The 14733-nt window shown below is 71.7% G+C and carries 3 protein-coding genes and 2 pseudogenes; all 5 read left to right on the top strand.

Translation table 11 applies throughout. The features are described from left to right. Positions 1-2854, top strand: a 2854-nt coding sequence (locus ABD256_RS40970) for a type I polyketide synthase (protein WP_344431261.1), incomplete at its 5' end; no start/stop codon positions are given. Between the two features lie 41 nt (positions 2855-2895). Further along, positions 2896-8181 (top strand): annotated as a pseudogene (locus tag ABD256_RS40965) (SDR family NAD(P)-dependent oxidoreductase); the annotation flags it as partial. 95 nt (positions 8182-8276) lie between these two features. Next, positions 8277-13454: pseudogene (locus ABD256_RS40960) on the top strand (beta-ketoacyl synthase N-terminal-like domain-containing protein); the annotation flags it as partial. Positions 13455-13489: 35 nt separating this feature from the next. Then, complete coding sequence (locus ABD256_RS40955; RefSeq protein ID WP_344431254.1) at positions 13490-14266, top strand: SDR family NAD(P)-dependent oxidoreductase; 777 nt, start codon at positions 13490-13492, stop codon at positions 14264-14266. 13 nt (positions 14267-14279) lie between these two features. Continuing rightward, complete coding sequence (locus tag ABD256_RS40950; RefSeq protein ID WP_344431252.1) at positions 14280-14729, top strand: anthrone oxygenase family protein; 450 nt, start codon at positions 14280-14282, stop codon at positions 14727-14729. Positions 14730-14733 lie beyond the last annotated feature (4 nt).

Genomic DNA, 14733 nt, shown 5'->3' with positions numbered 1-14733 from the left:
ACTCGACACCCTCCACCACCACGACATCACCACCTACCTCGAACTCGGACCCGACACCACCCTCACCACCCTCACCCACAACCACCTCACCGGAGACGAACTCGGTTTCGTGCCGTTCCTCCGCGCGAACCAGCCCGAGCCGACCTCTGCGATGACGGCACTGGCGGAACTGGTGGTGAGGGGAGTCCGGCCCGATTGGGACGCGGTCTTCGGCGGCCCCCGCAAACTGGTGGAGTTGCCGACCTACGCGTTCCAGCACCGCGACTTCTGGCTCCGTTCGTCCACACCGGACCCCGGTGAACTCGGGCTCTCCCCGGTGGTGCATTCGTTGTTGGGTGTGTCGGTGGGGTTGGCTGGTGGGGGTGTGGTGTTGCTGGGTGGGTTGTCGGTGGGGTCGTGTTCGTGGCTTGTCGATCATGGGGTGTGGGGTTCGGTGTTGGTGCCGGGTGCGGCGTTGGTGGAGTGGGTGGTGTGTGCTGGTGGTGTGGTGGGGTGTGGTGCGGTGGAGGAGTTGGTGATGGAGGCGCCGTTGGTGGTGGGTGATGATGGTGTGCGGGTGCAGGTCGTGGTGGGTGAGGCCGGGGAGTCCGGTGGTCGTGGGGTGGAGGTCTTCTCCCGGGTCGGGGAAGGGGAGTGGGTGCGTAACGCGGTCGGTGTGGTGTGTGCGTTGGTGGCCGGGAACATCGATGTGGGTGGGGTGTGGCCGCCGGTGGGTGCGGTGGCGGTGGACATCGCTGGGGTGTATGAGGTGCTGGCCGGTCGCGGGTTCGAGTACGGGCCGGTGTTCCAGGGCCTGCGGTCGGTGTGGCGGGCGGGTGGCGAGGTGTTCGCTGAGGTCGCGCTGCCCGAGCAGGTGGACGTGGACGGGTTCGTGGTGCATCCGGCACTGCTGGACTCGGCACTGCACGCCCTGCTGATCCCCGGCACCGGCACCGGCACTGGCACCGATACTGGGGGCGAGTTGCGGTTGCCGTTCTCCTGGACCGGAGTACGGGTGTTCGCCACTGGCGCGGTGACCGCACGGGCACGGCTGAGCAAGGCCGGATCCGGGATACGAGTCGTACTGACCGACGAAACCAACCAGCCGATACTGACCGTCGACGAACTGGGCACCCGCCCGATCAGCCCCGACCAGATCCACACCCCCAATGCCGGACACCGGCACCTCCACCGCCTCGACTGGCACCCCGCCACCCCGGCCGAGGTCTCCACGGGTGAGGTGTCGTGGTCCGATGTGGACAGTGTGATTCAGCGGCTGGGCGCGGAGACCGTGCCGCCGATCGTGGTGGCTCGTGTCGAGCCCGGTGGTGGTGCGGTGGTGACGACGACTCGGGTTCTGGAGTTGCTGCAGGCGTGGTTGAACCACCCCGGCACCGCGGACGCGCGCCTGGTGGTGGTCACCGACGACGGTTTGAACAGTGCTGGAGTTTGGGGTCTGGTGCGAGCGGCGCAGTCCGAACACCCAGGCCGGTTCGTACTCATCGACTCCGCTCCGGAGGTGGCACAGGAGACCGTGCTCGCCGCCGCCGCACACGAAGACGAACCCCAATGGCGCCTGCGAACGGACGGTGCATGGGTGCCGCGTCTGGTCCGTGCCGGGGAACTCACCGGCACAACACCCGGCATCGGAACCGAAGACTGCGTCCTGATCACCGGAGCCACCGGCGCACTGGGCCGAGTACTGGCCTCCCATCTAGTCGCTGAACGTGGCGTGCGGGACCTGGTGCTGTTGTCCCGCGGTGGTCGTGACGACACCCTCCACACCGAACTCACCGACGCGGGCGCACAGGTGCGATGGGCGGCCTGCGATATCGCCGACCGGACCGCGGTCTCGGCAGTACTCGCGGAACACCCGGTGAGCGCGGTCGTCCACACCGCCGGTGTGCTCGACGACGCCACACTGGCCGAGCTGACCCCCGACCGGCTGGCAGCGGTCTTGCGGCCAAAGGTCGAGGGCGCCTGGAACCTGCACGAGCTGACCCAGGACCGCCACCTCTCCGCGTTCGTCCTGTTCTCCTCCCTCGCCGGAGTCCTCGGCAGCCCAGGACAAGGCAACTACGCGGCAGCGAACAGCTACCTCGACGCCCTCGCCCACCACCGTCACCACCACAGCCTGCCCGCGACCAGCCTGTCCTGGGGCCTATGGGCCGAACGAGGCATGACCCAAGACCTCACCCAGCAAGACCTCGACAGGCTGACCCGCAACGGCATCCACCCCCTGACCACCCGACACGCACTCGAACTGTTCGACACCACCCACACCACCACCGAACCCCACCTCATCCCCGCACACCTCACCATCACGAAACCCGTGCCGCGAGCGTCGCGTAGCGACACCCGTTCCCTGCAGGACCGGCTCACGGGCAAGTCCGAGGCCGAGTGCCGGGACGTGCTGCTCGATCTCGTCCGGGCCGAGATGGCGGCGGTGCTCGGCCACGAAGTCCCCGCCGACGTCGATCTGGACCGCGGTTTCCTGGAGTCCGGTTTCGACTCCCTGACCGCGGTGGAACTGCGCAACCGGCTCAGCGCGTCGACCGGACTCCGCCTGCCGCCGACCGTGGTGTTCGACCATCCTGCCCCGGCGGCGCTGGTCAAGTACCTGTGCGCGGAACTCGAACCGGCGGAGGTCGATCCGGTCGGCCCGCTGCTCGGCGAGCTGGACCGGATGGCGGGCGCACTGTCCGGATTGGACGCCGATGCCGGGTCGATGGCGAAGGTGGTGGCGCGGCTCAGGGCGATGCTCGCCGGGGTGACCGACGCGAGCGGGCCGGATGACGTGTCCGACGGCGAGATCGAGTCGGCGAGCGACGACGAGATGTTCGAGCTGCTCGGCAAGGAGTTCGGGATCTCATGAGCACACCGTCGACGCCGAAGGAAGCGGGACCGATGCGGGAAACCGAAGAGAAGCTCCGGCGCTTCCTCAAGGAGGTGACCATTGACCTGCGGCGCACCCGGCAGGAGCTGCGGGCAGCACGGGACAGCGCGACCGAGCCGATCGCGATCATCGGGATGGGCTGCCGGTACCCCGGTGGGGTGGAGCGGCCGGACGACCTGTGGCGGCTGGTGAGCGAGGGCCGTGACGCTATCTCCGAGTTCCCCTCCGACCGGGGGTGGGAGCTGCCGCCGCTGACCGATCGGGAGCGACGGGAGACCGGCCAGACCAGGGAAGGTGGTTTCTACCACGGGGTCGCCGATTTCGACGCCGGTTGTTTCGGGATCTCGCCCAACGAAGCGCTCGCGATGGACCCGCAGCAGCGGCTGCTGCTGGAGACCGCCCACGAAGCGGTCGAAGGCGCGGGGATCGACCTGACCTCCTTGCGCGGCAGCGATACCGGGGTGTTCGTCGGGGTGATGTACCACGACTACGGCGGCGCGCTGGACTCCGTGCCGGAGGCGTCCGCCGGGTATCTGGCCAACGGCACCTCCGCGAGCGTCGCTTCCGGACGGCTGGCCTACACCTTCGGCCTGGAAGGGCCCACGGTCACCATCGACACGGCGTGCTCGTCGTCACTGGTGGCCCTGCACCTCGCGGTCCGGTCCCTCCGGTCCGGTGAGTCCTCGCTCGCGCTGGCGGGCGGTGCGACGGTGATCTCGACGCCGATGCTGTTCACCGAGTTCGCCCGCCAGCGGGGACTCGCCGTAGACGGCCGGTGCAAGGCGTTCTCGGCGGCCGCGGACGGCACCGGCTTCGGCGAAGGCGCCGGGGTTCTCCTGCTGGAACGCTTGTCGGACGCCGTGGTGAACGGGCACGAGGTACTGGCGGTGGTGCGGGGGTCGGCGGTGAACTCCGACGGCGCCTCGAGCCGGTTGAGCGCGCCGAACGGTCCGTCGCAGCAACGGGTGATCCGCCAGGCGTTGAACGGCGCTGGACTGACTCCGTCCGATGTGGACGTGGTGGAGGCGCACGGGACGGGTACGAAGCTGGGTGACCCGATCGAAGCGCAAGCCTTGCTGGCGACCTACGGCCAGGACCGCGAAGCACCGTTGTGGCTGGGTTCGGTGAAGTCGAACCTCGGGCACACGCAGGCAGCCGCCGGGGTGGCGGGGGTGATCAAGATGGTTCTCGCGATGCGGCATGGGGTGTTGCCGAAGACGTTGCACGTGGACGAGCCGTCACCGCACGTGGATTGGTCGGCGGGCGCGGTCGAGCTGCTCACCGAAGCCCGGTCGTGGCCGGAAACCGGACGGCCCCGGCGGGCCGCGGTGTCGTCCTTCGGCATCAGCGGCACCAACGCCCACGTCGTGCTCGAACAGGCACCCGATCAAGCCCGTCCGGAAGCACGGGAAATCGGGCACCCCGTTCCCTGGCTGTTGTCCGCCAAGACCGGCACCGCGCTGCGCGCCCAGGCCGAACGCCTGCGCGGCCTCGTCGAGAGCGGCGCGGATCTCACCGCTGTCGCCCACGCGCTCGCCACGACCAGGACGGGGTTCGAACGAAGGGCGGCCGTCGTCGGCACCGGCCGGGCCGATCTCGTCCAGGGGCTCGCGGCGATCGCGGCGGCGGATCCCACCGTCATCCAGGGCAACGCCGGTACCCCGCGGATCGCGTTCCTGTTCGCCGGGCAAGGCACCCAGCGCCTCGGCATGGGGCGGGACCTCTACCGCGCCTTCCCCGTGTTCGCGGAATCGCTCGACGAGGTGTGCGCCCTGCTCGACCCGGGATTGCCGCGCCCGCTTCGGGAGGTGATGTGGGCCGAGCCCGGTTCCGCCGCGCCGCTCGACCGGACCCTGTTCACCCAGGCGGCCTTGTTCGCGGTGGAGGTGGCGCTGTTCCGGCTGGTCACCCACTGGGGCCTGCGGCCCGATGTCCTCATCGGACATTCGATCGGCGAGGTCGCGGCCGCGCACGCCGCGGGCGTGCTTTCGCTACCGGACGCCTGCCGTCTCGTGCTCGCGCGGGGCGGGCTCATGGAGGCGCTGCCGCCAGGTGGTGCCATGGTTTCGGTGCGGGCGCCGGAAAAGGACATCACCCTGGGGCTGGACGTTCCGGTCGCGCTGGCCGCCGTGAACGGTCCGGAGTCGGTGGTGCTTTCCGGTGCCGAAGACGCCGTGCTGGAAATCGCCTGCCGACTGGCGGAGCAGGGGCACAAGACGAAACGCCTTGCCGTGTCGCACGCGTTCCACTCACCACTGATGGATCCGATCCTCGGCGAGTTCCGCGCCGTCGTGGAGACCCTGTCCTTCGCACCGCAGGCCATCCCGGTCGTGTCCACTGTGACCGGAGCCAGGATCGAAGACGACTTCCGCTCAGCGGACTACTGGGTGCGCCAGGTGCGTGCGACCGTCCGCTTCCGGGACGGCGTTCGCGCACTGGAGGATGACGGCGTCACGGTCTTCCTCGAACTCGGTCCGGACGGCGGACTGTCCACAATGGCCGCCGACTGCGTGTCGGGGGACGGCGTGGCCCTCGTTCCAGCACTTCGCAAGGGGCGGCCGGAGCCGGACCTGATCGTGACGGCGTTGGCGACGCTGCACACGCGCGGTGTTCCGGTGGATTGGCGCGCGTTCTTCGACGGCCACGGCACGAGCCGGATCGCCCTGCCGACCTACGCGTTCCAGCGGCGGCGGTACTGGCTCGACCCGGCACCGGCGGGGGATGTCGAGGCGGTGGGCCAGGTCAGGATCGCGCACGCCGTGCTCGGTGCCGCGGTGGCCGGACCCGGCGACGGCGGGATCGTGCTGACGGGCAGGCTTTCCCGAGCGACGCAACCCGCGCTGGCCGAGGATCCGGCCGGGCTGCCGCTCGAACTCGCGGTCCGCGCCGGTGACGAAGTGGGCTGCCCGGTCGTCGAGCGGCTGACCGTGGCGGAACCGCTCGTGGTGCCCGTCGGGGGTGCGCTGCGGATCTCGGTTTCCGTCGGTGCGGAAGACGCCGACGGCAAGCGCCCGGTCACGGTGCACACGGTGGCGGAAGGGGAGCACTGGACGCGCAACGCCTCGGGCCTGCTCGCGCCGCTCGGCGACACCCCGCCGTCGAGCCCGGTGGCCGGGCTGGAAGTCCGGCTTCCCGAGGCCGCCGATCCGTCCCGTTTCGTACTGCATCCGGGACTGCTGAGCCGCATCGCCGAGGCGGCGGGCAGTGCTGAGGGGAAGCGGTTGAGCCCGGCCGGGTGCCGCGGGTTCGCGGTGCACGCGGCCGGTGCTTCGGCCTTGCGGGTCACGATGTCGTCGGCCGGACCCGGTGCCGTTCGAGTGCTGGCGACCGACGAGGCGGGCAACCCGGTGCTGACCGTCGACGAACTCGGGCTCGTTCCGCGGCTCGACGGCGCGAGACCGGAGAGCCCGCGCGGAACGCTGTTCGGCGTGGACTGGACCGCGCTGCCCGGCGTCCTTCCCGACGCGCTCCCCGCCGACGGCTGGATGACGCTTGGCGCGGAAGCACTGCCGCTGCCCGCGGACCTGCGGTCCGGGTGCGCGCGGGACCTGGCCGGACTGGCCGAGGGCAAGGTGCCGGACGTGGTGGTCGTGCGCGTGGATCCGGCGGACGGGCCGGACGGCCTGCCCGGTGCGGCACGGTTGGTGACCACGCGAGTGCTCGAGCTGGTGCAGGGATGGCTGGCGGACGAGCGCTTCGCCTGGTCGCGGCTGGTCGTGGTGACGACGTCCGCGGTGATCGCCAGTGAGACCGATGATCTCGCCGGGCTCGCCGCCGCCCCGGTCTGGGGCCTGCTCCGGTCCGCCCAGGTCGAGGAACCCGGTCGCTTCAGCCTGCTCGACGTGGACGGCATGCCGGAGTCGTGGCTGCGGGTGCCCACCGCGATCGCGTCGGCGGAACCGCAGCTCGCGATCCGGGCGGGCCGGGTGCTGGTGCCACGGCTGGTCCCGCTGCCGGGCGGCAGGGCCGCGGCCCGGCCCGATCTGGACGGCACGGTGCTGGTCACCGGCGCGACCGGCGGACTCGGCAGGCTGCTCGCCCGCGACCTGGTGACCGAGTACGGTGCGCGCCGATTGCTGCTGGTCAGCAGGCGGGGCGGGGACGCGGGCGGCATGGCCGAGCTGGCGGCCGAGCTCACCGGGCTCGGCGCCGAGACGACGGTAGCCGCATGCGACGTCGCCGACCGGGCAGCGCTCGCCGAGTTGCTCGGCGCGGTACCGCCCGAGGCGCCGCTACGCGGTGTGGTGCACGTGGCCGGGACGTTCGACGACGCCGTACTGACCTCGATGCGACCCGAACAGGTGGACAGCGTGTTCCGGGCCAAAGTGGACGCCGCGGTCAACCTCGGCGAGCTGACCCGCGACGCCGAGCTGTCGCTGTTCGTGCTGTATTCGTCGATCACCGGCCTCCTCGGCGGTCCAGGGGTGGCCAACTACGCCGCGGCGAACTCCTTCCTGGACGCCTTCGCGCAACACCGCCGCCGGGCCGGGTTGCCTGCCCAGTCACTTGCCTGGGGGCTGTGGGAGGAACGCGGGGGCATGGCGGGCCGTTTCGACGACGCCTACACCGAGCGGATGGCGCACCGGGGAATCGATCCGCTGTCCGCCGACGAGGGGCTCGCCCTGCTCGGTGCGTCGCTGGCCGTCGGCCGGCCGGTGACGGTGCCGGTCCGCCTCAACGAGGCGAGCCTGCGCGTCCAGGCTGATTCCGGCACCCTGCTGCCCTTGCTCAGCGGCTTGGTCGACGGCGGGGCGCGGAGGAGGCCCGCCGTCGGCAAGGAGGGCCGTACGGAGGACGCGCGCGCCCACCTGTCCGGAATGGACGGACCGGAACGCGAGCGGGCGCTGCTCCGGCTCGTGCGCGAACAGGCCGCCGCGGTACTGGGGCACGCGGGCACGGAGGAGGTGGCACCCGAGCGCACGTTCCGCGACCTCGGATTCGACTCGGTGGCCGGGATCGAGTTCCGCAACCGGCTGAACCTGGTCACCGGGCTGCGGTTGCCCGCGACCGTGGTTTTCGACCAGCCGAACCCGGCAGGTCTGGTGCGCTACCTGCTCGACGAGCTGTTCGGCGGTGCGGAACCGCGGTCGCGATCGGTGTCCGCCGATCTGGCGAGGCTGGAGGAAACCCTGTCCGGGACCGAGGTGGCCGAGGTCGGCGAGCACGAGCGCGAGGACGTGACGAGCAGGCTGAAGGCGTTGCTGGCGCGGTGGAACAAGAACTCGCCGGTCGCGGAGGAAGGGCTGGACGCCGCGACGGACGACGAGATCTTCAGCTACCTCGGGGAGAGGTTCGATATCTCGTGACCGATGTGGAGAAGCTGCGGTACTTCCTCAAGCGCGTGACCACCGAACTGGACGACGCCCACGAGCAGATCCGGCGGTTGCGGGCACGGGACAGCGAGCCGATCGCGATCGTCGCGATGAGCTGCCGCTTCCCCGGCGGGATCGGCAGCGCGGACGAGCTGTGGAAGGCCCTCGCCCGCGGCGAGGACCTGCTGTCGGATCTGCCTGCCGACCGCGGCTGGGACCTGGACGCCCTGTACGACGAGGATCCGGACCGGGCGGGGACGAGCTACGTCCGCCAGGCCGGGTTCATCACCGGTGTCGGCGGATTCGACCCGGGGTTCTTCGGCATCTCCCCGCGCGAGGCACTGGTCATGGACCCGCAGCAGCGGTTGCTGCTGGAGATCGCCTGGGAGGCATTCGAACTCGCCGGCATCGATCCCGCGTCCCTGCGGGGGACCCGGACCGGCGTGTACGCGGGCACGAACGGCCAGGACTACCCGACGCTGCTCGCCCACGCGGAAACCGGCGCCGAGGGCGAACTGGCCACCGGGAACTCCGGGAGTGTCCTTTCCGGACGGATCGCGTACTCCTTCGGGCTGGAAGGCCCGGCGCTGACGGTGGACACGGCGTGTTCCTCGTCGCTGGTGGCGATGCACCTCGCGGCGCGGTCGCTGCGCTCGGGTGAGTCCTCGCTCGCGCTCGCGGGCGGGGTCACCGTGATGTCGACGCCACTGTCCCTTGTGGAGTTTTCGCGGCAGCGCGGGCTCGCGGCGGACGGCAGGTGCAAGGCGTTCGGCGACACCGCGGACGGGACCGGGTTCGCCGAAGGCGCCGGGCTGGTCCTGCTCGAACGGCTGGCGGACGCGGAGCGGAACGGGCACCCCGTGCTCGCCGTGCTGCGCGGGTCGGCGGTGAACTCCGACGGCGCGTCCAACGGGCTCAGCGCGCCGAACGGCCCGGCGCAGCAGCGGGTGATCCGGCAGGCGCTGGCGACCGCGGGCTGGCAACCGTCCGATGTGGACGCCGTGGAGGCGCACGGCACAGGCACCCGGCTCGGCGACCCGATCGAGGCGCAGGCCCTGCTGGCGGCCTACGGTCAGGACCGGGAGCACCCGCTGCTGCTCGGCTCGGTCAAGTCGAACATCGGGCACACCCAGGCGGCCGCGGGGATCGCCGGGGTGATCAAGATGGTGCAGGCGCTGCGCAACGGGGCGCTCCCGAAGACACTGCACGCCGAGGTCCCGAGCAGCCAGGTCGACTGGTCGGCGGGCGCGGTGGAGCTGCTCGCCGAGGCAACGCCGTGGCCTGCCACCGGACGCCCCCGCCGCGGCGCGGTGTCGTCGTTCGGCATCAGCGGCACCAACGCCCACATCCTGCTGGAACAGCACGGTGGAGCGACGGCGGACCGACCGCGGACCGCCGCGCCCGCGAAGGTGTCCTGGCTGGTTTCGGGACGTACCGACGCGGCGCTGCGGGCGCAGGCGGCCGCCCTCCGGGACCACGTGTCCGCGCGGCCCCGGCTCGACGCGTCCGACGTGGCCTTCACCCTGGCGACGAAACGTGCCGTCTTCGCGCATCGCGGCGCGGTACTCGGCTCATCCCGGGAGGAACTGCTCGACGGGTTGGCAGCACTCGCGACCGGCGCGGACGCTCCGGGCGTCGAGCGCGGGGTGGTGCCGGGAACCGAGCGCGGCCCGGTGTTCGTCTTTCCCGGGCAGGGGTCCCAGTGGAACGGGATGGCGGCCGACCTCCTCGGGGTGTACCCGGCCTTCGCCGAGAAGTTCGCCGAATGCGGATCGGCGCTCGCACCGTTCGTCGACTGGTCCCTCCACGACGTCGTCCGCGGTGCGCCCGGCGCGCCGGGACTGGACCGGGTGGATGTCGTCCAGCCCGCGCTGTGGGCGGTCATGGTCTCGCTCGCGGCGCTCTGGCGCGCGCAGGGCGTGGAGCCCGCCGCCGTGGTGGGGCACTCGCAAGGCGAAATCGCCGCCGCGTGCGTCGCGGGCGTGCTCACGACCGAGGACGCGGCCAGGGTCGTGGCACTGCGCAGCCGGGCGCTGTCAGTGCTTTCGGGCAAGGGCGCGATGCTTTCCGTGCTGGCTCCGGCCGAGGAGGTTGTGCGCCGCCTCGAACCGTGGCGTGCCAGCCTTTCGCTCGCCGCGGTGAACGGCCCGCTGACCACTGTCGTATCCGGTGCTCCGGGGCCGTTGAAGGAGTTCACGTCGCAGTGCCGGGAAGCGGGCTTCACCGTACGGGAGGTCGGGGTCGACTACGCCTCCCACAGCGCCCAGGTCGAAGAGATCGAAGACGGGGTGCGGGCGATCTCGGCGGCGGCGCGTCCCGGCGTCGTGCCCTGGCTGTCCACCGTCACCGGCGAGTGGCTCACCGAACCCGGTCCCGGCTACTGGTACGAGAACCTGCGGCGGCCGGTACGGTTCGCCGACGCCATCGGCACCCTGGTCGACGCCGGGTACCGCGCGGTGATCGAGTGCAGCCCCCATCCGGTCCTGGTCACCGGCGCCCAGGACGTCGCGGACACCGCGGGCGTGCCGGGCGTCAGCGTGTTCGGCTCCCTGCGGCGGAACGAATCGGGCCCGGCGGAGTTCGCCACCGCGGTGGCGAGGGCGCACTGCGCCGGGATCGTCGTGGACTGGAAGCGCTGTTACGACGGCTCGGGAGCCACCGCGGTCCCGCTGCCGACCTACGCCTTCCAACGGGTCCGCTGCTGGCCGGAGCCGAGGCGGAGCAGGGGGGAGGACGCCGGCTACCGCGTCGTCTGGGAGACGATCGGCGTTCCGCCCGCGACCGCGCCGGGGACGTGGGTCGTGGCGGTTCCCGAGGCCGGCCGCGAGGACGCGACGGCCGGGTGGGTGCTCGACGCGCTGAACAGCCGTGGCGCCGACGTGCGATTGCTTTCCTTTGCTGATGAGCCGGACCTTCGCGCGCGGCTGGCCGAGGTCGTCACCGGCGGGGTCGCGGGCGTGCTGGCCCTGCCCGCGGCCGACGAGCGGCGGCATCCCGCGCGGCCGTCGGTCCCGATGGCGCCGCTGTGGTTGCTCGCCCTCGTCGACGCGGTGTCCGAGTTGGACAGTCCGGCCCGCCTGTGGTGCCTCACCCGCGGCGCGGTGGCCGCGACCGGAGCCGACCGGGTGCCGCGTCCGGAACAGGCGATGCTGTGGGGGCTCGGTATGGTCGCCGCGGTCGAACACCCGCTGCGCTGGGGCGGTCTGCTCGACCTGCCGGAGGAACTGACCGGTGAGTCCGGCGGGCACCTGGTGTCGGCGGTGCGGGCGCTCGGCTCCGAGGACCAGATCGCGATCCGCCGTGGCGGGCTGTACGTCCGGCGCCTCACCCGCGCCGAACCCGGCGGACCCGGCGGGCCCGACGACGGGCACCCGCACGGCACGATCGTGGTGACCGGCGCCGGTGGCGTGGTCGGCGCGCGGGCCGCCCGGTGGCTCGCGCGGGACGGTGTGCACCTGGTACTGGTCGCCGACGGTGCGCGGCACGAGGTCGATGTGGCACGCCTTGCCGAGGACCTCGCCGCGAGCGGCGCCGAGGTCACCGTCCGGGATGCGGGCACGCCGTACGACCGGCTCGGTGATCCGACGATGGTGGTGCACGCCGCCGACGGTCCCTCGGAACTGGCCTCGCTGGCGAAGACCGATGTGGACAGTCTGGCCGAGTTCCTCGAGGCGAAGGTCGCGGGAATCGCCGAACTGCTGGCGCGGGCCGGAAGCACGAGGTTGGAAAAGGTGGTCGTCTGCACCTCGGTGGCCGCGGTGTGGGGTGTCGCCGACCACGGGGCGAATGCGGCGGCGGAGGCATTCCTCACCGCGCTGGCGGCGGCGTACCGGAGCGCGGGCGTTCCCGTGGTCACCGTCGCCTGGGCGCCGTGGCACGTCGAGGGCATGCCGGACGGGGACCGGTTCCGCGCCGCCCTGCGCGGGCAGGGGATCTTCGCGTCGACGCCGGAACGTGCCGTCCGCGCCCTCGAACACCTGCCCGAAGACGGCCTGGTCTCCGCCCGCGTGGACTGGTCGAAGTTCCTGCGCGCCTACACCGCGTTCCGCCCGGCGCCGCTGTTCTCCGAATTCGCCGCCGTGCCGGTGACGGGGGAGGCGGATTCCGCCGCACCGGCAGAGTCCCAGCGCGATCGCCTGCTGGCCGTGACCGGGGCACCGCGACGGGACCTCGTGCTCGCGGTAATCCGCGAGCACGCTGCTTCCCTGCTCGGTCACCAGGCCGCAGAAGATGTCCCGGCCGACAGCAGGTTCCTCGACACCGGCTTCGACTCGCTGAGCTTGACCCGGCTCCGCAAGCGACTGGAAGACGCCACCGGGCTCCGGTTGCCGCCCGCTCTCCTGCTCGATCGGCCGACACCGGCGGAGCTGGGCGACGAGCTGGCCGAGATGCTCTCGGCACCGGCGGCCGAGCCCTCGGGGCCGGGCTCGCTCGGCCTCCTGATGCGCGCCGCGTACGACGAGAAACGGCTCGGCGAGTTCGAGCCGGTACTCGCCGCGGCCGCGCGTTTCCGGCCTCGGTTCGAAGAGGCGAGCCACCTCGCCGGGCTCCCGGATCCGGTCCGGCTCGCGACCGGACCGGACGGCCCGGCGATCTTCTGCGTCGCGGCGATGACGGCGTTGTCGGGGCCCGCGCAGTACGCGGCGTTCGCCAGCGGATTCGACGGGGAGCGCGACGTGTTCGGCCTGCCGCTGCCGGGATTCGGCGGCGAACGGCTGCCCGGTTCGGTGGAAGCGCTCGCCGCCGCACTGGCCGGGAAGATCGCGGGCGCCGCGACCGGCGAGTTCGTCCTTTTAGGACATTCGTCGGGCGGGCTCGCCGCGTTCGCGACCGCGCGCGAATGCGCACGGGCGGGCCGCCCGCCCGCGGCGCTGGTGCTGGTGGACACCTACCCGCTCCGGGACGACCTCGGTGCCGGATGGCGGACGGACCTCCTGGAGTTCGTGCTCGGCCGGGACGACGCCGAGGACGCCCGCCTGCTCGCGCAGGCGGCTTACCTGGAGTTGTTCGCGGCATGGGAACCGGTGGACCGGCCGTGCCCTGTCCTGCTCGTCAGGGCCGCGGAAGCGACCACGACCGACGGCAGGGTCACCCACCACCGGACACCGTGGCGGGCCGCGGACGAGGCCGTCGACGTGGCGGCCACCCACTACGGACTCATGGAGGAGCGGGCCGGGGCCACCACCGCGGCCGTACGGGACTGGCTCCGGCGAGGAAGGAGCACGGACGGCGAGAATGCCGTAGCACGCACGACAACCGGGTTCTGAAGCAGAACACGCACGAATCGACTGGGGTTTCACACATGAACGACCTGACCGGAAAGAACGCGCTCGTCACGGGCGCGTCCAGGGGCATCGGGCGAGCCATCGCCGAACGCCTGGCGGCCGACGGCGCCGCGGTCGCGGTGCACTACGGCAGCAACGACACGGCGGCCAAGGAAACCGTCGAAGCGATCGAAGGCGCGGGTGGATCGGCCTACCCCGTCCGTGCCGATCTCGGTGCCGCCGACGGGGTGGACGAGCTGTTCACCGGGCTGGAACGGGCACTGCCCGGCGAGGCGCTGGACATCCTGGTGAACAACGCGGGGATCCACCTGCCGGGTGCGATCGAGCAGATCACCCCGGAAGCCCTCGACCACGCCATCGCGGTGAACGTCCGCGCCCCGTTCCTCATCATCCAGCGGGCGCTCCCGTTGCTGCGCCAGGGCGGCCGGGTGATCAACATCGGGTCCGCCAACACCCGCGTCGCGGTTCCGACCGAGCCCGCGTACGCCTTGACCAAGGGCGCGCTCAACGCACTCGGCCTGTCGCTGGCCGCGGCACTGGGGCCGAGGGGGATCACCGTCAACACCGTGTCGCCCGGCACCACCGAGACCGACATGCTGGCCTGGCTGCGGCACGCGCCGGAAGTGGCGGCGGGGGTCGCGGCCAGCACCGCGCTCGGCCGCCTCGGGCAGCCGTCGGACATCGCCGACGCGGTCGCCTTCCTCGCCTCTCCGGACGCGCGGTGGGTCACCGCACAGGTCATCGACGTCAGCGGCGGGCTCTTTCTCGGCCCCGGCGCGTTCCAGGGCGCGTGAGGGGGACGTTGCCGTGTATGAGGTAGTGGTGTGCCTGTCGCTGGTGTCCTCGGCGATGCTGCTCGGCCTGATGGTGGTGGTGCTGACCGTACTGCGTCCACTGTGGAGCTCGTTGCCGGATTCCGGCGCCGCGCGCGGTTTCCAGGCCTTCCTGCGGTTCGCGACGCCGAACCCGGTACTGGTGGTGCTGAACTTCGTACCGGTACTGGGCACCGTGGCGATCCTGTTCCTCGACGGCTCCGGTACGCGTGCCATGGCCTTCGTCGGCGGCGGGGTGTTCTTCGTTGGCTACTTCGTGGTGACCGCGTTGGTGAACACCCCGATGTACGCGAAGGTGATGGCGTGGGATCCCGAGTCCGCGCCCGACGAGGTCTCCGCTCAGCTCGCCCGGTTCCACCGGGTCAACGTGATCCGGCTGGCGGCGACCGCCGCCTCGGCGGCGCTGTTCTTCGCCGCGGCCTGATACA

Source organism: Amycolatopsis minnesotensis, assembly GCF_039529815.1.
In the GTDB taxonomy this organism is placed as follows: domain Bacteria; phylum Actinomycetota; class Actinomycetes; order Mycobacteriales; family Pseudonocardiaceae; genus Amycolatopsis; species Amycolatopsis minnesotensis.
Note: the sequence above shows the minus strand (reverse complement) of the source record. Positions and strands in the feature narration are given on the sequence as shown.

What these genes read in the sequence shown, in the direction of transcription:
- ABD256_RS40955 (WP_344431254.1), top strand. Translation starts at nt 13,490, where the DNA reads ATGAACGACCTGACCGGAAAGAACGCGCTCGTCACGGGCGCGTCCAGG.